Here is a 17,923-nt window from a genome sequence, read left to right as displayed (position 1 = left end):
CCCGTGCGAAAGGCCCCCGCGTGAGCGCACCGCAGAGCGATCTGATCACCCCCGTGGTCGCCTCGACCCGTGTTCGGCGATCCCGCCTGCACCGCTCGCTGCGTCTCGCCGCAGCAGACCTCTTCCGCTCGCCCCGCGGCGCGGTTCCCGGCATCACCCGGGCGACGCTCGGTCGCCTCGTGCTGCTGTGGGCGGTCGCGCGCGCCGTGAGCCTCGGCTTGCTGTGGGGCGCGTACCAGATCGCCAGCGCGATGAAGCTCACGCACGGACCCGATGGCAACCGCATCGGCACGTTCCTGGATTACCTCACCGAGTGGGACGCCGACCGGTACGGGCAGATCTCGCAGGACGGTTATCCGATATCCCTGCCCATGAACGTGCAGGGCGACATCCTGCCGAACAACTGGGCGTTCCTTCCCGTCTTCCCGACCCTCGAGCGTTTCGTCGCCCCTGTCTTCGGTGGGTCCTGGCAGTTCGCCGGCGTCACCCTGAGCATCCTCGCGAGCCTCGGCGCAACGATCGTGCTCTTCGTGCTGCTGCGGCGCACCACGACCCCGACCGCGGCCTGGTGGGCGGTCGTGTTCTTCTCCTTCGCGCCGCTGTCCTTCGTCTTCGTGCTCGGCTACGCCGAGTCGCTGTTGATGCTCCTCGTCTTCACGGCGTTGCTGCTCGCACAACAGCGGCGCTACTGGTTGATCGCCCCGATCGGCGTGATCGCCGCCTTCACACGGCCCGGAGCCCTGGCCATCGCCCTGGCCCTCGGCATCCTGTTCCTCGTCCGCTTCTTCCGCCGCCGCGTCGACCCGTTCCCGCTGAGCCAAGCCGGCGGGATCATCGTCTCCGGCATCCTGTCTGCCACGGCGGGCCTGCTGTGGCCGATCATCGCCCAAGCGGTGACGGGTACGCGGGACGCCTACATCCGCACCGAGACCGGCTGGTGGCTGAAGTCGGTCGGCAACGACGACTTCATTCCGCTGACCCCGTGGTTCCGCCAGGCGGGCACGCACCTCGGCATCATCGGGATCATCCTCGTCATCGCGCTGATGGTGGGATTCGGGATGCTGCTGTGGTCGCGCTCGGTGCGCCGGCTCGGCATCGTCATCGTCGCGTTCGCCTTCAGCTACGGCCTCTACCTCTTCGCGGTCTTCCTGCCGCAGCAGAGCACGTTCCGCCTGATGGTGCCGCTGTCACCGCTGCTGGGTGATCAACGACTGTCCTCGACGCCGCGACGCCGCGGCGCGATCCTGGTCGGGTGCATCGCCCTGCAGGCGCTGTGCGTCTGGGCGTTGTGGACGGTCAACCACCCCTGAGTCGGCTCGTGCTCGCGCAGCGCCGGGGCCCGATCCAAGCCTGCGCCTGTGTCAGAGCCAGTGCTTGCGCTTGAACACGGCGTAGAGGGTGACCGATGTCGCCACCATCAGGGTGAGCGCGTACGGGTAGCCGAATTCCCAGTCGAGTTCCGGCATGTGGGTGAAGTTCATGCCGTAGATGGTTCCGACCAGGGTCGGTCCGAACAGGATCGCCGCCCACCCCGAGATCTTCTTGACCTGTTCGCCCTGCTCGAGCGAGGTCTCCGTTTGCCGCTGCGCGACTAACGTGGCGTTCACCGTCAGCGCGTTCTGCAAGATCTCGCGGAACGAGCGGAGTTTGTCGGTCACCTGCACCACGTGGTCGAGCACGTCGCGCAGCGATCGCTGCAGCTCGAGATCGACGTGGTATTTGTCGGCGCCCCGCCGAAGGGCGTCGAGCATCGCGGGGAGCGGCTCCGTGGCCCGCTGGAACGCGATCACCTCGCGGGAGAGTTCGTAGATGCGCCGCGAGAGCCCGGTGCCGCCGCCGCTGAAGAGGGAGTCCTCGATCTCGTCGATGTCGTTCTGCACGCCGGCGACCACCGGGGAGTATTCGTCGACCACCTCGTCGAGGATCGCGTACAGCACGGCCTCCGGTCCGAGGGCGAGCAGCTCGGGCTGCCCCTCGAGGCGGCGGCGGACCCGCGCCAGGTCGGGGGTCTCGGCGTGGCGGATGGTGACCACGAAATCCGGTCCGACGAACATGTGCAGCTCACCGAACTCGACCGTCTCGGCGGCATCCATGTACTGGGCGGGGCGGAGGACGGCGAAGAGGATGTTGCCGTAGCGCTCGAGCTTCGCCCGCTGGTGTCCGGCCAGGGCGTCTTCGACGGCGAGCGGATGCAGGGAGAACTCGGCGGCGACCTGCTCGATCTCGTCCCGCGTCGGGCGGAACAGGCCGATCCACGCCATGCCGTTGTTCGAGCGCATGTACTCGAACGTCTGCTCCAGGCTGTCCGGGTTCTGGATGCGCTGACCGCCGACGTAGACGGCGTTGTCGATGAGGGGCATCCGCTCATTCTTTCCTACGAGACGGTGGCCTCCGCACGCCCCTCACGCAATCCATACGGCGGGCACGCCCCGGCCTACAACACGCGTGCGGCGCGGACAATGACCGAGCGCGAAGCCGCCGGTTGCGCAAGAGTGTGGTGATGACGCGCCCCACCCCCGACGATCGCGCCCCCGGCGTCGAAGCGGAAGTGACCCGCGACCGCTATGTCGGCGCCCGCGACCTGACGCGCTGGCCGAAACGCATCGAGGCGGCCGTGGTCGCCGTCGCCCAGTGGGCCGCCGCGCGGCTCGGCCCGTACACCACGCTCGTCATCACCCTCGTCCTCGGGATCACCGCCGTCGTCCTGCTGAGCGTCGCCGCCGTCGAGGTCTACGACGCCGTCGCCGATGAAGACGGGGTGGCAGGTATCGATGAGCCCCTGCTGATGGCCATGATGTCGGTGCGGAGCCCCGGACTGAACATCGCCGTCACAGCCTTCACCGACCTGGCGGGGGGCATCGTCATGCCGATCATCGCGGTGGTCGCAATCCTCGTGCTCGGGATCAAGCGCCGGTCGTGGACCCCACTCGTCATCATCGCGGCCGCGGGAACCGGTTCGCTGCTCATGACGATCGCCGGCAAGGAGATCATCCAGCGGCAGCGCCCGCCGCTCGCCGACGCGGTTCCGCCGTACGAATTCTCCCCGTCGTTCCCGAGCGGGCACACCCTCAACGCCGTCGCGGTCATCGGAGCGATCACGTACCTGCTGGTTCTACGACGCACCTCCCGCGCCGCCCGGATCGCGCTCATCGCCAGTGCGAGTGTGTTCGCCTTCCTCGTCGGAATGAGCCGGGTGTACCTCGGTCACCACTGGTTCACCGACGTGCTGGTCGGGTGGATCCTCGGTGCGCTGTGGCTCGGCCTCGTCATCCTCGCCCATCGGCTCTACCTCACGATGCGCGCGATCCGGCAGAGCACCCACCCCGCCGTCTCACCCGGCGCGAACTGAACCGGCGCCGGCGTCGAGGTCGGCCAGGGGAGAGGCATCCCACCCCCCGTCCCGGTAGGCGGCCGCGTACGTGGCATCCAGGAATTCCAGGACGACCGCCCGGGGGTCATCGCTTCCGCGTGCGCGCTCGAGTGGGAGGACGAACTCACCCAGCTCTGCGTTGAAGAACCCGCGCCCGGCCGGGGCGCGGGAGAACTCCGCGGTCGCCGGGTAGACGTAGGAATAGAAAGCGCCTTCCTCTCCGCCGCCCGGCCAGAATCCCGCACTGCTCAGCTCGTGCGAGTACCCCTCGCGCATGACCGAGTCGGGGCAGTTGGGCACGCCACCGGGATGCGGGGGAGCCTCCCGGCCGGAGAACCGGGTGACCGCGAGGTCCATCGCGCCCCAGAAGAAGTGCACCGGGCTCGCCTTGCCGTCGAAGCCGGAGCGAAAAGTGGACAGGACGCCGTTCGCGTAGACCAGTTGTTGCCAGAACGCGGTGGCGGAGGAGGCGTCGTAGCTGGCGTGCACGGTGTCTTCGGCGAAGGGGATGGCATCGGCGACTTCGTTCGGCGTCGCGAAGATGGGGATGCTGAGACCCCATCTCGACAGGACGTCGAGCACAGCGCGGTAGAACTCCGCGACGGTCACGGGTCGGAGGGGGATGCTCTCCTGCCGTCCGTCGCTCGCGCGGAAGACGAGCTCGTGTGCCACGAAGTCGAACTGAGCCTCCCAGACGAGGTCTTCGTAGGGCACCGCGCCGGTGGTGAGGCCGCGCGCATTGACGAAAAGCGCGACGTGCCACCAGTGGTTGATCGGCGGCGTGCAGGCCATGCGCAGTTTGCCGATGATCTGCAGCCACATGTGCAGGGTGTCCCGGGTATCGGTCCAGGTCTCGACGAGTAGAGGCGGGGGGACGTTCGGCATGGTGCGAAACTACCCGCCGGCGTCGTCGCCCCGGCGGCGGCGAGCGAAATCAGCGGGACCGACCACCTATCCTGGGCAAGGAAGCGAGGACGCGCGTGAGCACAGTCGAGGATGTGGCGAGGCGGGAAACGATCGCGGGGTACCGCGTCGTGGGTCATCCGCCCGAGGCCGACCTTCAAGGTCTGGTGCAGCTCGCCGCGCGGGTCTGCGGCGTCTCCACCGCGGTCATCAACATCATCGATGACCGCCAGCAGCATCAGATCGCGGCGATCGGGGTGCAAGCGTCGGTCTGCAGCCGCGAGGACTCGATGTGCGCCGTGGTGTTCCGCGAGCCGGGCCACATCGTGGTCTCGGATGCGAGCCTGGATCCCCGCTTCGCGAACAACCCGTTCGTGACGGGCGAGATCGCCCACGTGCGCTTTTACGCCTCGAGCCCGCTCGTGTCGCCCGACGGCATCGCGATCGGCACGCTGTGCGTCTTCGACGAAGAGCCGGGGGAACTCGCCCCGGAAGACAGCCGTGCGCTCGCCCTGCTTGCCAGCCAAGTGGTCGACGTGCTGGAGCTGCGCCGAATGACCCGTGAACTCGGGCAGTCCAACGTGCAGTTGGAGAACTTCGCCGCCCAGGTCAGCCACGACCTGCGCAACCCGCTGACCGCGCTCGCCGGTTTCATCGAGATCGCAGCGGACAGTCCGGAGCTGGCCAACGCCCCGCAGGCGGCCCGCGCGCTCGCCCGAGCGGAGTCGGCCGCCGACCGGATGGCGGGCATGATCAGTAACCTCCTCGACTACGCCCGGATGGGAGGCGCGCAGCCGGGTTCCGACGAGGTCGATCTCGGCGAGGTGGTCGGCGCCGCCCTCGAGGATCTGTCCGCCGCCATCGAGAAGAGCGGCGCGACCGTGCTCGTCGACGCTCACGTGCAGGTCATCGGAGATGCGACCCTGCTGCACGCTCTCATGCAGAATCTCCTTGCCAACGCGATCAAGTTCTCCCAGGCGGCAGGGGTGACCCCCCGCGTCGAAGTGCACGCCCATGAACTGACCGGCGGGTGGCGCATCACCGTCGACGACAACGGCCCCGGCGTGCCCACCGAATCTCGCGAGCGGGTCTTCGAGCTCATGGAGCGGGGAGAAGCCACCGAAGTGCCGGGCCTCGGCATCGGACTCTCCACGTGCCGACGGATCGTCGAGGCGCACGGCGGCCGCATCGGTCTCGAAGAATCACCCCTCGGGGGAGCCAGCGTCTGGGTCGTGCTGCCCGACGCCGCCTGATCAGGGCTGCAGGCGCTCCACCCGCCATCCGTCAGAATCCCGCGTGTACTGCAGGCGTCGGTGCATGCGGTCGCGGCTGCCGTGCCAGAACTCCACGGTGTCGGGAACGAGGCGACAGGCCACCCAGCTCGCGGGGCGGGGAACCGCCTCGCCGTAACGCTCGAGCAACGCGTTCGCGTCGTCGATGAGACCCGTCAACGTTTCGTCCGCGCCGCGGTCGAAGGGCTGGGATTGCCTCGCCACCGCCGTCGCCGCCCGGGAGGCGGGCGATCGATCGGCGAAGAGGGCGTCGGATTCCTCGTCGGAGAGGATCTCGATCCGTCCCTCGAAGCGCAGCTGCTGCATGGTCTCGCGCCAGTACACCTGGAGGGCGGCTTGGGGGTTCTCGCGCAGCTGGGCGCCCTTGCGGCTCTGGGTCGACGTGCCGAAGACCAGTCCCGCCTCGTCGATCCGCTTGACGTCGACCGTGCGTGCGCTGACGGCGCCGTCCGCTGCCGCGGTCGCGAGGGTCATCGACAGCGGCTCGCGGATGTCGCCGGCGCGGGCTGCGGCGAGCCACTCCTGGGCGAGCGGCAGCGGGGCGGGAGGGGGCGTGTCGAACTCGGGCAGGACGAGCGACGCGTCACCGGATAGGGGAGCGGGGGTGGACGGTTGATCGGCGGAGCTCATGACGTGACAGTACCTCCGCGTCGGCGGGTGAGCGGCACGGCCGTGCGGCTGTTCACGCCGCCATCGCTCGGCTGACGGCGTCAGGTGAGCTTGAGCAGCGCCTCACCGAAGACCAGGACGGCTGCCGCTGCCACGAGCAGCGCGCCCGAAGCGATGATGACGATCGCCAGGATGTTGCCGGCCACCGCGAGAACGGCGGCCAGGGCGACGGGCATCTCGCCCTGTTCGCTCCTGACGAACCGGTGCGGGAGAGCCGTGTTCGCTGTGTGGGTCATGCTTCGAAGCTACGAGCGCTTCGTCGTGCGCGCGTCCGACCACAGTCGCATCCTCGTCCGTCGCAAGGATGATCGTCGGTCCGGCGTCGTCTCTCCGTGAGCACCCCGTAGGCTCGAGCGCTATGGCTACCGGCGCGACGATGTACACATTCGAGGTGCAGTTGGCCGACGTCGACCGCAGCGTCTACGAGCAGTTGACGCTGAGGGTGGCCCGCCATCCCTCCGAGACCGCGCAGTACATGATCACGCGCCTGCTGGCCTACTGCCTGGAGTACGAGGAAGGGATCGCGTTCAGCGACGGATTGTCCTCCACGGAAGAGCCGGCCGTGATCGTGCGCGATCTGACCGGCACCATCCTCGCCTGGATCGAGGTCGGTGCCCCGGACGCCGCGCGTCTGCACTACGGCAGTAAATCCGCCGAGCGCACCGTCGTCTACACCCACCGTGATCCGGCCAAGGTCGCAGCCCCCTGGGCCGGAAAACGCATCCATCGTTCTGAAGACCTGGTGCTGCGCAGCTTCGATCCCGGATTCATCGATGCGGTCGCGGCGGCCCTCGATCGCCGCAACACCATGACGGTCTCGGTCACCGAGAGTCAGCTCTACGTCGAGCTCAATGGCGTGACGGTCGACTCCGCCGTTCACGCCTCGCCCGTCGGCTAAGCGCGGGAGCACCCGCCGTCAAGCCGGTGCCCGCGGAGGGCCGGGCGTGACAGCGTCGGTGGCATCCGATGAAGGGATGCGTCATGGCCACCGAGGCGAAGCACGAGAACGACGACGAGATGCCGACGCGGGATGAGCTCATCGAGCCCAGCACCGAGAAAGCGCCCGGCAACGAGCCGAAGGCCAAGGAGAACTCCCAGCCCGAGGCCGACCACGAGGCCGTGGGGATCGGCGTCGTCGGTCGCCCCCAGGTCGACGACGAGGCCGGCGCCTGAGCGTTCCGCCCTCGGCGCGGAGGCCTTCGGGTCCTCCAACGCAAACTGCCCCGGTATGTCGCGATTGCGACACGCCGGGGCAGTTCGGTGCGGGCGCTGCTACCAGATGCGTGAGCATCGCGGGCACGGTCTCCGGCTGACTGCATTCGCTCTCCTGGGGCGCCTCGCGTCGCTGCCCCACTGGTAGAGCCCGCAGAAAGGCCCTACTTTGTGTGGTGCGTCTGGACAGCACTGGCGCGACTCACTCACCGTTGCCTGCGGGCCGGGCGACATGCCTGAAGGGAAGTCGAATGTCACAGAGCAAGCCGACCATCGTCCTCGTGCACGGCGCGTGGGCCGACGCCTCGAGTTGGAACGCGGTGAGCGTCCCCTTGCAGGCCGAGGGCTACACCGTGCTGGCTCCGCCGAACGAGTTGCGCGGGCTCACCTCTGATGCGGCATACATCGCGTCGTTCCTGGCTCAACGCACGACCGGGCCGGTCGTCCTCGTCGGACATTCATACGGCGGAGCGGTCATCACAAACGCCGGCGCGCAGGGGGGAGACGTCCGCGCCCTCGTCTATGTGGACGCGTTCATCCCCGACGAGGGGGAAACGATCGTGCAGCTCCTCGACGGGTCGGGGTCCGCACTCGCGGTGGCCGACCCCACCACGGTTCTCGATGTCGCCGGGTACCCGGGTGCCCCCGAGGGAGCGGCCGAGGCCTTCCTCAAGCCCGAGACGGTTCACACCGCGTTCGCGCAAGATCTGCCTGACGCCGAGCGGTGGACGATCGTCGCCACCCAGCGGCCCGCGTCCTTCGTGGCGAACGTGACGCCTTCGGGGCCGCCCGCCTGGAAGACCATCCCGAGCTGGGCCGTGCTTGGCACCGACGATCGGGTGATTCCCATCGCTTTGCAGCGGAAGATGGCCGAACGTGCCGGCGCGACGATCAGTGAGGTCGACGCGTCGCACGTGTCGATGCTGTCGCACCCCGATGCTTCGCTCACCGCCATCCGGGAGGCGGCCGATTCGGTCGTTTGACGGCGGGCGGTCAGATGTCGCTGTAGTCGTTCGCGGGAAGGTAGATCGCGGTCACGAGATCGCCGTCGAGATCCAGCCCGATGAACTCGATCCCGACCTCGCCGGGGCGAACGAGCGAGGTCGTGCCGGCGACATCGCGTCCCTCGATACCCAGGTGATCAGCGATGCCGTCGTCGTCCTCGTCCCACTCGTCGAAGGCCTGCGCGGCGAGGGCGGCGGCGCGCGTCGAGCCGACGGCGATGCCGGCCGCGGTGGACACGGGCACGTCGCCGATGCGCGCGGCTCGCACGGTCAGCGAGGCGCGTCCCTCGATCAGCGCCACGATCGCGCCGGGCCACTCGTACCGGGTGCCCCAGAAGTCGCCATTACCCCACGGGTCTTCCATCTCCGAGGTTTGCGGCTCAACCCCGCTGAGCCGGGTCATCAGCGCCACGATGGCCTCGCCGTCCGCGATGGCGACCTCCTCGCTCGCTCCGTCGACCACCGCGGTCAGCCTGTCGAGCGAAAGGGTGAGTGTCGCCTCCTGCGCCGAAGCGGATGGCGACGGCGCGGCCACTGTTCCCGTGGGTGCGGGGGAGGCCGCGGGGGCAGACGCCGACGGGGTCGGCACGGCGTCGACGCTGGCGGAACACCCCACCAGGGTCGCCGCGACGATGCCGAGCAGAACGAGGGTACGAGACGAACGCATGAACGAAATCTAATGGGCGCGGGGGAGGGCTCCGGCTATTCTGTCGGCGTGAGCGACGCGCTGGATGAGGGTCCGTTCTTTCACGGTACGAAAGCGGACCTGAAGATCGGTGATCTCCTTCGAGCGGGGTTCCGATCCAACTATCGCCCGGAGATCGTGATGAACCACATCTACTTCACGGCGCTGGAGGGCGGCGCGGGTCTCGCCGCCGAACTCGCCGCGGGCGACGGCGCTCCACGCGTCTACCGCGTCGAACCGACCGGGCCTTTCGAGAACGATCCGAACGTCACCGACAAGAAGTTCCCCGGCAACCCCACGCGGTCCTACCGCAGCACCAGTCCGGTGAGGGTGGTCGACGAAGTCACCGACTGGACGCGGCTGTCTGCAGAAGCGCTTCGGCAGTGGCGCGACCGTCTCGCCGCACTCCGCGCTGACGGGCGCGACGAGATCATCAACTAGACAGTCGTCCGCGGTGGTGAAGAAGGGTGCCCCCGACTGGAATCGAACCAGCGACCTTTGGTACCGGAAACCAACGCTCTATCCCCTGAGCTACGGAGGCGGACTGAACGAGGCTACCACCGGCGACGCGTGACTCCCGTCCGTCGCCAGGCGTGCAGCATCCCTCAGATCACCGGATCCGAGTCCTCGACCGGCTCCCCGTCTTCGGTGGTGCCGGTCACGGTGTCGTCGTCGGATTCGGGCTCGTCGATGATCGTGCCGGTGGGCTCGGCGTCGTCGACGAGGTGATGCGTTCCCAGCTCGTCGGCGAGGGCTCGACCCTGATCGACCGCTTCTTCCTTGCTCGAGAAGCTGGCCGACAACTCGGGCCGTCCTTCGACGTAGTTCTCCCACTGACCACGGTTCGAACGCGTGTGTACTTCGTCTTGAGCCATGTCGACAGTCAAGCCGTTTCCGACCGCGGAGCATCCGCCCTTGACAGCGTCGTGAGCGGCGTGAGCTGCATGCGAGGATTGCCCGGTGCAGCGCCTCGTGACCGCCGAACTCGATCTCGAGCTCGCAGCATCCGCCGATCTCATCTTCCAGATCGCGACGGCGTCAGGGGTGCCTGTCGCGACCGAGCGACTTGTCTTCGCGCAGGGCGATCACCTCTACTCCCCGACAGAGATCGTCGACGTGGCGGGCAATCGCCTGCACCGCTTCACGGGGGAGAGTGGGCTCCTCACCGTCCGGTACACCGCGACCGTCTCGGGCGCCGCCGCGCCGCTGCAGACGAGCGAACTCGACACCATCACCTACCTCCGCCCGAGTCGCTACTGCCAGTCCGACGAGGTGTTCGCCCAGGCCCGGCTGCAGTTCCGCGGACTCGCCGGACGGGAACTGATCGCCGCGGTGTCGGAGTTCGTCGCATCGAGCGTCGCCTACGCGCCGGGGCTCAGTCTGGGCACCGATAGCGCCGTGACCACCCTCATGAGCGGCCAGAGCGTGTGCCGCGACTATGCGCACCTGGTCATCGCGCTGCTGCGCGCGATGGACATGCCCGCGCGGTACGCCGCGTGCTATGCCCCGGACCTCGAGCCGATGGACTTCCACGCGGTCGCCGAGGCCTACCTCGACGGCGCCTGGTACGTGATCGACGCGACGCGGCTCGCCGACCGCCGATCGCTGGTGCGCATCGCGACGGGGCGGGATGCTGCCGACTGCGCCTTCCTGAGCTACCACGGCGCGAACCTGGTGCTCGATCGCCTACACGTCGATGCGTCGGTCATCCCCGGCGAAGCCGTTGACGCGTTCGGTGCGGATGACCCGATCGCGCTCGTGCAGCTCGCCTGAGCAGTCGGCCCGGGCAGAGTCTTGTTCGCCGTGAGCGAACGCCGACCTGGCCGGCTCCTCCACCGAGGACCGGGGGCCCGCCGCACGGTTTTGGCCTGACGAGCGGTTCATTCCGCGAACCCTCCGATGTCGGAGGCCCCCCGTAAAATCGAACACATGAACCAACCTCTCGACCGCCTCACCGAAGCGCTGGCGGCGCTGCGGCAGGCCGGCGGCGGGCGCGCTGCGGAGTCGTTGACCCCCGGTGAGCTCATGGCCGTGAACGAGGCGTTCGGCAAGCTCCGACGGCAGATGGATGCTGCGTACCTCCCCATTGCACGGGAGATCAACCGGCAGTCCCGGCCCGAGCTGGGAAAGGACTCGTTCGCGAAGAAGCAGGGTTTCCGTACCCCGGCCACGCTGATCTCGGCCACCACGGGCACGAGCGTCGGCGAGGCCGTGCGCATCGTGACGGTGGGCGACGCGACGGCGCCGAGGATGACGCTGACGGGCGAGTCCACCCCGGCGAAGCATCCTTTCGTCGCCGCCGCGGTCGACGCCGGCCGGATGGGCATGGCCGCGGCATCGGCGATCATCACGATGCTCGATCGGGTGGCGTTCCGAGCCGACCGCGCGGCGCTCGAACGGGCTGAGCAGACCCTCGCGAACGCCGCTCCGGGGCTGACGCTCGACCAGTTGCAGAAGCTGGTGCAGCGGGCGGAGGCGCACCTCGATCCGGACGGCGTCGCACCGCATGAGGCCGAGCTGCGCGCGGGGCGTTCTCTGGTCATCCGCGAAGACCAGTCCGGATGGGTCGTACTGACCGGTCGCTTCGATCCTGAAACCGGCGCGCCCATCAAGGCCGCGGTCGAGGGTCTGGTGGCGGGGATGCTGCGACGACGCGACGAGAAGTCTGCGGCTGCAGCAAACGAATCCGGCGACGGAGCCGACGCCGCGTCGGCGGCGGGCGACGTCCGCTCGGTGAAGCAGATGCAGGCCGACGCCCTCTCCGAACTGTGCCGGCACGGGCAGGCGTGCGAACAGGTGCCCACCGGAGTTTCCACCACCGTCGTGGTGCGCATGAACCTCACCGATCTCGAATCGGGCGTCGGATTCGGCACCATCGACGGCATCACCCAGCCGGTTTCGGCCGCGACGGTGCGGCGGATGGCCGCCGACGCGCAGATCATCCCGTGCGTGCTCGGTGGAGACAGCGAGATCCTCGACTGGGGGCGCGCGAAGCGCCTCTTCACCCCCGCCCAGAAGCTCGCCTCGGTCGAACGCGACGGAGGGTGCGCCGGATGCGGGCTCCCGCCCTCGATGAGCGTGGTCCACCACATCCGCTGGTGGGCCAGGGACGGCGGGCCGACCGACCTCAGCAATGCCGTCGTGCTGTGCACGTCGTGTCATCACCGAATACATGACGACGGCTGGGATATCCATGTCGATGGAGCGGGAACGACGGCTGGTGTGTGGTTCATCCCGCCGCCGTGGCTCGACCCGTCTCGAACGCCGCGGCTCGGCGGCCGAGCACGGTACGACTTCGCCGCCTGACTCCGCCCCCTGACTTCCCCGCCCAAGGGAGGTGCGGGTGCGCACTCGGGCCGGAACGGCGCTCAACCGTAGACTGGAGAGGTTATGGATCCTGAAGCCCTCTCCGCCGCCCTGCTCGCCGTCGTGACCCCGCTCGCGGAGGCGCGACGCCAGGGATCGAGCGAGGGACTGACCGCGGCCGACCTGCCCCTCGAACGCCCGAAGAACCGCGACCACGGCGACTGGTCCTCCAACGCCGCTCTCAAGCTCGCGAAGAAGATCGGCGCGAACCCGCGGGAGCTGGCGAGCGAGATCGCGGCGGGTCTGGAGAACGTCGACGGCATCGCGAGCGTGGAGGTCGCGGGCCCGGGATTCATCAACATCCGCCTGGATGCTGCTGCGGCGGGCGCGCTCGCGAAACTCATCGTCGAGGCCGGAGCCGCCTTCGGTTCGAATGAGACCCAGCGCGGCAACACGATCAACCTCGAATTCGTGAGCGCGAACCCCGTGGGGCCGCTCCACATTGCGCATACGCGGTGGGCGGCCCTTGGCGACGCCATTGCGCGTCTGCTCGCGTTCAGCGGGGCGACGGTTGCCCGCGAGTATTACATCAATGACGCCGGTGCGCAGATGGATCGCTTCGGCGCTTCGATCGTCGCGTCGCTGAGAGGCGAGGAGAAGCCGGAGAATGGCTACTCGGGCGAGTACATCGACGCCCTCGGCCGAAAGGTGCTAGCAGAACGGCCGGACATCCTGGCGTTGTCGAGCGACGAACAGGTGAAGCTAGCACGCGACCTGGCTTACCCGCATCAGCTGGCCGAGATCAAGCAGTCGCTGGCGAAGTTTAACGTTGACTTCGACGTGTGGTTCTCGGAGCGCACTCTGCACGCACCCGGCGAGAACGGGGAGCCGAGCCTGATTGATCAAGCCGTCGACCGCCTCCGCGAGCAGGGGCACGTGTTCGACGAAGAGGGCGCGGTGTGGGTGCGCACGACCGACTTCGGCGACGACAAGGACCGCGTCATCCGCCGATCGAACGGCGAGTACACCTACTTCGCCGCTGACGCCGCGTACTACCTGAACAAGGGGGACCGCGGCTTCGCACACAAGATCTACCTGCTCGGCGCCGACCACCACGGCTACGTGCACCGTCTCAAGGCCCTTGCCGGCGCCGCCGGCGACGATCCGGACAAGGACGTCGAGGTGCTTATCGGCCAGATTGTATCGATCAACGGCGCGAGGCTGTCCAAGCGTGCCGGCAACATCATCGAGATGGACGACATCATCGAATGGATCGGCACGGATGCGCTGCGTTATTCTCTCGAGCGTTCGCCCGCAGATTCGCCGCTGGATTTGGATCCGGACTTGTTACGCAAGCGCACGAACGACAACCCCGTGTTCCACGTGCAGTACGCCCACGCGCGCACCCACAATGTCGCGCGCAACGCCGCAGCATCCGGCGTCGACCGCTCGCAGTTCGCCCCCGAACTGCTCACCCACGAGACCGAGTCCGCCCTGCTCGGTGCTCTGCAGGAGTTCCCCCGCACGGTCGCGTTCGCCGCCGAGGTGCGCGAACCCCACCGTGTCGCGCGCTACCTCGAAGAACTCGCCGGCCTGTATCACCGCTGGTACGACAACTGCCGCGTCATTCCGCTCGGTGACGAGCCGGTCGAGGCGCTCCACCGCACGCGCCTGTGGCTGAACGACGCGACCGGCCAGGTGCTGCGCAACGGTCTCGATCTGCTCGGCGTCAGCGCTCCCGAACGGATGTGACTGTGATGGCCGACGCGTACACGCTGCCCTTCGAACCGGCCGAGCCGCCCCGGCGCCGCAAGCGACGGGTCTGGCCGTGGCTCGTCACCCTGCTCATCGTGGTCGTGCTGCTGGTCGGTGCGGCGATCGGCGCGGAATGGCTGGCCCGTGGCGTGGTGACGGGCGGCATCCGCACCCTCGTCGTGCAGCAGCTCGGCCTGAGCGGGTCGGAGGTCGACGTGGAGGTCGAGGGCATCGTGATCCCGCAGGTGATCTCGGGCACCCTCGACGACGTCACCATCTCCTCACCTGACGTCTCGCTGGGCGAGCTGTCCGGAGACGTGTCGGTCAACATCACCGACATGCCGATTCGAGCGGATGCTGCCGCCGGCCCGGGTTCCGCTGTCGTGCGCCTCGATGAGACACAGCTGCGCGCCCTGCTCGCCACGGTCGACGGCTTCCCCGCCGATAGCGTCGGCATCGCGGCTCCCGACGTCACGGTGTCCACCGATCTCACCTTCTTCGGGGTGGGGATCCCGGTGAGCGCCGGACTGCTGCCCGGCGTCGCCGAGGGCGACCTCACGCTCACACCGCAGCGCTTCACCGTCGGCGGCGCCGAGGTGACCGCCGACGGCTTGCGCTCGCAGTTCGGCGGGATCGCCGATTCGGTGCTGCGCACCTGGGACATCTGCATCGCGCAGTACCTCCCGGCGGCGCTCAGCCTCACCGGCGTGAGCACCGAGGGAAGCGAAGTCATCGCGAACTTCGACATCGACGGAGCGGTCGTCGTCGACCCGCTGCTGCGCCAGGACGGCACCTGCTCCTGAGCCACCTCCTCCCGAGCGGCCTGCTCGGGAGAGATCACGGGGGCACGGCCCGTGTGGAGGGGTGCCCTAGACTTCATAGACCTGCGGCGTGGGGGCGACCCCACGGCATCCGTGCCGCGCGACCGACGCCGCCGCATCCGTCGATTGGCTTGCCCCGTGTCCGCGTCGCCCGCTCTCCCGTTCGCTCCCGAGTGGCTGTCCGTGCCGGACGACGCGAACGCCCTCTCGCCACGCATCTGGCCGACCTCGGCCGTCCGTGCCGCTGATGGCGCGCTCGAAGTGGCCGGCGTCTCGGCACTCGAATTGGCCGAACGCTTCGGCACGCCGCTCTACGTCGTCGACGAGAACGAGGTGCGCGCCCACGCCCGCCGCGCGCGCGACGCCTTCCGCACCGCCACCGCCCGTCACGGCGTGAGTGCTCGCACGTACTACGCCGGCAAGGCGTTCCTCTCCACCGAGATCGTCCGCTGGGTGAGCGAGGAAGGACTCTTCGTCGATGTCTGCTCGGGCGGCGAACTCGCGGTCGCCCTCGCAGGCGGGGCCGACCCCGCCCACCTCGGCTTCCACGGCAACAACAAGTCGGTCGCCGAGCTCGAGCGGGCTGTCGCCCTCGGCGTCGGCTCGATCATCGTCGACAGCCCGATCGAGATCGAACGCCTCGCGGCCATCACCGAGCGCGTCGGCGCCGTGCAGAACGTCATGGTGCGCGTGCGCACGGGAGTGCACGCCGAGACGCACGCGTTCCTCGCCACAGCTCACGAGGATCAGAAGTTCGGATTCTCGATGACGGATGCTGTGCCCGCCGTCGCGCGGATCCGCGAGGTCGCAGGCCTCCGGTTCCTGGGGCTGCACGCCCACATCGGGTCGCAGATCTTCGACGCCTCCGGTTTCCGAGAGTCCGCCTCCCGCCTGGTCGATCTGCACGCCGACCTGCTCGACGGCGGCGAGATCCCCCTCCTCAACGTCGGGGGAGGATTCGGGATCGCCTACACCGCGCACGATGACCCGCATCCGATCGAAGACATCGCGATCGGCATCGTCGACGCGGTCGCCGAGGAGTGCGCCGTGCGCGGCATCGCGATCCCCGACATCGCTTTCGAGCCCGGTCGCGTCATCGTCGGTCAGGCCGGTATCACGCTGTACGAAGTCGGCACCGTCAAGCCGGTGCCGCTCGGCGAGGACGCCGAGCGCGTGTACGTGAGCGTGGACGGCGGGATGAGCGACAACGCCCGCCCGGCCCTCTACGGCGCGCAGTACTCCGCCCGGCTCGCCTCGCGCGTCAGCGACGCCGCACCCGCGCTCAGCCGCGTGGTCGGCCACCACTGCGAATCGGGCGACGTCGTCGTGGACGCCGACTATCTTCCCGGTGACGTAGCCCCCGGCGACCTGCTGGCCGTGCCGGCCACCGGTGCCTACTGCTTCTCGCTGGCGAGCACGTACAACTACACCCCGCGGCCCGCCGTCGTCGCCGTGCGCGACGGCCAGGCGCGGGTGATCGTCCGACGCGAGAGCGTCGATGACCTCCTTTCCCGAGACGTGGGCGTCGTCGCCTCCGCCGCGGGAGAAGTCAACGAAGGGATCGCATGACCGACTACCGCCGCTTGAGGGTCGCGCTGCTGGGCGCGGGCGCCGTGGGTTCGCAGGTCGCCTCGCTGCTCCTGCGCCACGCCGACGAACTCGCCGATCGTGCCGGCGCCTCGCTGGAGCTCGCCGGTATCGCCGTGCGCGATGTGAACGCGCCGCGCGAGGTCGATCTGCCGCGAGAACTGTTCACCACCGACGCCGAGGCGCTGATCGTGGGCGCCGACATCGTGATCGAGCTGATGGGCGGCATCGACCCGGCGCGCGAGTACGTGCTGCAGGCCATCAACTCCGGAGCCGACGTCGTGACGGCCAACAAGGCCCTCCTCGCCACGCACGGCGCTGAGATCTTCGAAGCCGCCGATCAGGTCGGCGCCCAGGTGTACTACGAAGCGGCAGCGGCCGGTGCGATCCCCATCATCCGACCGCTGCGTGACTCGCTCGCCGGCGACCGCGTGCAGCGCATCATGGGCATCGTCAACGGCACGACCAACTACATCCTCGACCGCATGGACACCGAGGGTGCCGAGTTCGAGGACGTGCTCGCGCAGGCGCAGGCGCTCGGCTACGCCGAGGCCGACCCCACGGCGGACGTCGAGGGATACGACGCCGCTCAGAAGGCGGCGATCCTCGCCAGCCTCGCCTTCCACACCGCCGTCCCTCTCGACGCCGTGCACCGCGAAGGCATCACCGGCATCGACAAGGCCATGATCGACGCCGCCCGCCACGCCGGCTACGTCGTCAAGCTGCTCGCCGTGTGCGAGCGCCTCCCCGCCGAATCGGAGGGGGGCGAATCGATCTCGGTGCGCGTGTACCCCGCGCTGGTCGACCGGGCCCACCCGCTCGCGAGCGTGCACGGCGCGAACAACGCCGTGTTCGTGCAGGCCGAGGCCGCCGGAAACCTGATGTTCTACGGCGCCGGCGCCGGTGGCGTACAGACCGCATCCGCGGTGCTCGGCGATGTCGTCTCGGCGGCCCGTCGTCACGTCGCCGGGGGAGTCGGGGTGGCCGAATCCACCCGCGCGAACCTGCCGGTCTCGCCCATCGGCCGCGTCACCACCCGCTACCAGATCACCCTCGAGGTCGATGACCGGCCGGGTGTCCTCGCCACGGTCGCCGGCACGCTCAGCGAGGGTCGGGTCTCGATCGCCACGGTCGAGCAGACCGTCGTCGGCGAGCACACCCCGACCGAGGGCGACCCCACCGAATCCTCGCCGAGGGCACGCCTCGTCATCGGCACACACAAAGCACGCGAGCAGGACCTCAGCGAAACCGTCGACCGACTCGCCGCCAGCGGCGTGGTCGAGCGGGTCGTGTCGGTGCTGCGGGTAGAAGGAGACTGA

At 68.8% G+C, this 17,923-nt stretch carries 19 protein-coding genes and 1 tRNA gene; 13 read left to right on the top strand and 7 right to left on the bottom strand.

Annotated elements, in window-relative coordinates; genetic code table 11:
• Positions 1-20: 20 nt before the first annotated feature.
• Positions 21-1,310 (top strand): glycosyltransferase family protein, encoded by a 1,290-nt coding sequence (locus ACFXP5_RS13090; RefSeq protein WP_394544934.1) that lies wholly within the window; start codon positions 21-23, stop codon positions 1,308-1,310.
• 51 nt (positions 1,311-1,361) lie between these two features.
• Here ACFXP5_RS13090 and corA read toward each other — a convergent pair whose 3' ends face one another.
• Complete coding sequence (corA, locus tag ACFXP5_RS13085; RefSeq protein ID WP_394528853.1) at positions 1,362-2,360, bottom strand: magnesium/cobalt transporter CorA; 999 nt, start codon at positions 2,358-2,360, stop codon at positions 1,362-1,364.
• A gap of 140 nt (positions 2,361-2,500) precedes the next feature.
• On the opposite strand from corA, the gene ACFXP5_RS13080 reads away from it, so the two are divergent.
• Positions 2,501-3,349 carry a phosphatase PAP2 family protein gene (locus tag ACFXP5_RS13080; RefSeq protein ID WP_394544933.1) on the top strand — a complete coding sequence of 283 codons (849 nt, stop codon included), beginning with the start codon at positions 2,501-2,503 and terminating at the stop codon, positions 3,347-3,349.
• Here ACFXP5_RS13080 and ACFXP5_RS13075 read toward each other — a convergent pair.
• The gene (locus tag ACFXP5_RS13075) at positions 3,332-4,255 is read right to left on the bottom strand and encodes a DUF5996 family protein (protein ID WP_394544932.1); all 924 of its coding nucleotides are present in this window, start codon (positions 4,253-4,255) and stop codon (positions 3,332-3,334) included. The two genes, ACFXP5_RS13080 and ACFXP5_RS13075, sit on opposite strands and share 18 nt — an antisense overlap.
• A gap of 95 nt (positions 4,256-4,350) precedes the next feature.
• On the opposite strand from ACFXP5_RS13075, the gene ACFXP5_RS13070 reads away from it, so the two are divergent.
• The gene (locus ACFXP5_RS13070) at positions 4,351-5,526 is read left to right on the top strand and encodes a sensor histidine kinase (protein WP_394528850.1); all 1,176 of its coding nucleotides are present in this window, start codon (positions 4,351-4,353) and stop codon (positions 5,524-5,526) included.
• On the opposite strand, the gene ACFXP5_RS13065 is transcribed toward ACFXP5_RS13070, so the two are convergent.
• The gene (locus tag ACFXP5_RS13065) at positions 5,527-6,195 is read right to left on the bottom strand and encodes a pyridoxal 5'-phosphate synthase (protein WP_394544931.1); all 669 of its coding nucleotides are present in this window, start codon (positions 6,193-6,195) and stop codon (positions 5,527-5,529) included.
• An 80-nt stretch (positions 6,196-6,275) separates the two neighbouring features.
• On the bottom strand, positions 6,276-6,470 hold the full coding sequence (locus ACFXP5_RS13060) for a hypothetical protein (protein WP_394544930.1): 195 nt from the start codon (positions 6,468-6,470) through the stop codon (positions 6,276-6,278).
• A gap of 122 nt (positions 6,471-6,592) precedes the next feature.
• Between ACFXP5_RS13060 and ACFXP5_RS13055 the strand changes: the two genes are divergently transcribed.
• The 3 genes from ACFXP5_RS13055 (at position 6,593) to ACFXP5_RS13045 (ending at position 8,429) form a co-directional block, all read left to right on the top strand.
• Complete coding sequence (locus ACFXP5_RS13055) at positions 6,593-7,132, top strand: YaeQ family protein (RefSeq protein ID WP_394528847.1); 540 nt, start codon at positions 6,593-6,595, stop codon at positions 7,130-7,132.
• An 83-nt stretch (positions 7,133-7,215) separates the two neighbouring features.
• The gene (locus ACFXP5_RS13050) at positions 7,216-7,407 is read left to right on the top strand and encodes a hypothetical protein (protein ID WP_394544929.1); all 192 of its coding nucleotides are present in this window, start codon (positions 7,216-7,218) and stop codon (positions 7,405-7,407) included.
• Positions 7,408-7,697: 290 nt separating this feature from the next.
• Positions 7,698-8,429: an alpha/beta fold hydrolase gene (locus ACFXP5_RS13045; protein ID WP_394544928.1), complete on the top strand. Its 732-nt coding sequence runs from the start codon at positions 7,698-7,700 to the stop codon at positions 8,427-8,429.
• A gap of 10 nt (positions 8,430-8,439) precedes the next feature.
• On the opposite strand, the gene ACFXP5_RS13040 is transcribed toward ACFXP5_RS13045, so the two are convergent.
• Entirely contained in the window at positions 8,440-9,117 is a 678-nt protein-coding gene (locus ACFXP5_RS13040) for a hypothetical protein (RefSeq protein WP_394544927.1), read from the bottom strand.
• A gap of 48 nt (positions 9,118-9,165) precedes the next feature.
• Between ACFXP5_RS13040 and arr the strand changes: the two genes are divergently transcribed.
• Positions 9,166-9,576, top strand: coding sequence for an NAD(+)--rifampin ADP-ribosyltransferase (gene arr, locus ACFXP5_RS13035; RefSeq protein WP_394544926.1), 411 nt, complete (start codon positions 9,166-9,168; stop codon positions 9,574-9,576).
• Positions 9,577-9,603: 27 nt separating this feature from the next.
• On the opposite strand, the gene ACFXP5_RS13030 is transcribed toward arr, so the two are convergent.
• A tRNA-Arg gene (locus ACFXP5_RS13030) sits at positions 9,604-9,676 on the bottom strand.
• A gap of 64 nt (positions 9,677-9,740) precedes the next feature.
• Positions 9,741-10,010: a DUF2188 domain-containing protein gene (locus ACFXP5_RS13025; RefSeq protein ID WP_394544925.1), complete on the bottom strand. Its 270-nt coding sequence runs from the start codon at positions 10,008-10,010 to the stop codon at positions 9,741-9,743.
• A gap of 85 nt (positions 10,011-10,095) precedes the next feature.
• Here ACFXP5_RS13025 and ACFXP5_RS13020 point away from each other — a divergent pair, with 85 nt between their 5' ends.
• From ACFXP5_RS13020 to ACFXP5_RS12995, 6 genes are all read left to right on the top strand, one after another.
• Entirely contained in the window at positions 10,096-10,908 is an 813-nt protein-coding gene (locus ACFXP5_RS13020; protein WP_394544924.1) for a transglutaminase-like domain-containing protein, read from the top strand.
• 156 nt (positions 10,909-11,064) lie between these two features.
• A complete protein-coding gene (locus tag ACFXP5_RS13015; RefSeq protein ID WP_394544923.1) occupies positions 11,065-12,441 on the top strand; it encodes an HNH endonuclease signature motif containing protein in 1,377 nt (458 codons plus the stop codon).
• A gap of 84 nt (positions 12,442-12,525) precedes the next feature.
• Complete coding sequence (argS, locus tag ACFXP5_RS13010; protein WP_394544922.1) at positions 12,526-14,193, top strand: arginine--tRNA ligase; 1,668 nt, start codon at positions 12,526-12,528, stop codon at positions 14,191-14,193.
• Between the two features lie 5 nt (positions 14,194-14,198).
• Complete coding sequence (locus tag ACFXP5_RS13005) at positions 14,199-14,999, top strand: LmeA family phospholipid-binding protein (protein ID WP_394544921.1); 801 nt, start codon at positions 14,199-14,201, stop codon at positions 14,997-14,999.
• A 156-nt stretch (positions 15,000-15,155) separates the two neighbouring features.
• A complete protein-coding gene (lysA, locus tag ACFXP5_RS13000; protein ID WP_394544920.1) occupies positions 15,156-16,586 on the top strand; it encodes a diaminopimelate decarboxylase in 1,431 nt (476 codons plus the stop codon).
• Positions 16,583-17,923 (top strand): homoserine dehydrogenase, encoded by a 1,341-nt coding sequence (locus ACFXP5_RS12995; protein ID WP_394528835.1) that lies wholly within the window; start codon positions 16,583-16,585, stop codon positions 17,921-17,923. The genes lysA and ACFXP5_RS12995 overlap by 4 nt, the downstream gene beginning before the upstream one ends.

Origin of the sequence: Microbacterium hanjuni, from assembly GCF_043556395.1 — a bacterium.
Taxonomy (GTDB): Bacteria; Actinomycetota; Actinomycetes; order Actinomycetales; family Microbacteriaceae; genus Microbacterium.
This window is presented reverse-complemented; position numbering and strand designations above follow the sequence as displayed.

What these genes read in the sequence shown, in the direction of transcription:
- corA (WP_394528853.1), bottom strand. Translation starts at nt 2,360, where the DNA reads ATGCCCCTCATCGACAACGCCGTCTACGTCGGCGGTCAGCGCATCCAG.
- ACFXP5_RS13080 (WP_394544933.1), top strand. Translation starts at nt 2,501, where the DNA reads ATGACGCGCCCCACCCCCGACGATCGCGCCCCCGGCGTCGAAGCGGAA.
- ACFXP5_RS13075 (WP_394544932.1), bottom strand. Translation starts at nt 4,255, where the DNA reads ATGCCGAACGTCCCCCCGCCTCTACTCGTCGAGACCTGGACCGATACC.
- ACFXP5_RS13065 (WP_394544931.1), bottom strand. Translation starts at nt 6,195, where the DNA reads ATGAGCTCCGCCGATCAACCGTCCACCCCCGCTCCCCTATCCGGTGAC.
- ACFXP5_RS13060 (WP_394544930.1), bottom strand. Translation starts at nt 6,470, where the DNA reads ATGACCCACACAGCGAACACGGCTCTCCCGCACCGGTTCGTCAGGAGC.
- ACFXP5_RS13055 (WP_394528847.1), top strand. Translation starts at nt 6,593, where the DNA reads ATGGCTACCGGCGCGACGATGTACACATTCGAGGTGCAGTTGGCCGAC.
- ACFXP5_RS13050 (WP_394544929.1), top strand. Translation starts at nt 7,216, where the DNA reads ATGGCCACCGAGGCGAAGCACGAGAACGACGACGAGATGCCGACGCGG.
- ACFXP5_RS13045 (WP_394544928.1), top strand. Translation starts at nt 7,698, where the DNA reads ATGTCACAGAGCAAGCCGACCATCGTCCTCGTGCACGGCGCGTGGGCC.
- ACFXP5_RS13040 (WP_394544927.1), bottom strand. Translation starts at nt 9,117, where the DNA reads ATGCGTTCGTCTCGTACCCTCGTTCTGCTCGGCATCGTCGCGGCGACC.
- ACFXP5_RS13025 (WP_394544925.1), bottom strand. Translation starts at nt 10,010, where the DNA reads ATGGCTCAAGACGAAGTACACACGCGTTCGAACCGTGGTCAGTGGGAG.
- ACFXP5_RS13015 (WP_394544923.1), top strand. Translation starts at nt 11,065, where the DNA reads ATGAACCAACCTCTCGACCGCCTCACCGAAGCGCTGGCGGCGCTGCGG.
- argS (WP_394544922.1), top strand. Translation starts at nt 12,526, where the DNA reads ATGGATCCTGAAGCCCTCTCCGCCGCCCTGCTCGCCGTCGTGACCCCG.
- ACFXP5_RS13005 (WP_394544921.1), top strand. Translation starts at nt 14,199, where the DNA reads ATGGCCGACGCGTACACGCTGCCCTTCGAACCGGCCGAGCCGCCCCGG.
- ACFXP5_RS12995 (WP_394528835.1), top strand. Translation starts at nt 16,583, where the DNA reads ATGACCGACTACCGCCGCTTGAGGGTCGCGCTGCTGGGCGCGGGCGCC.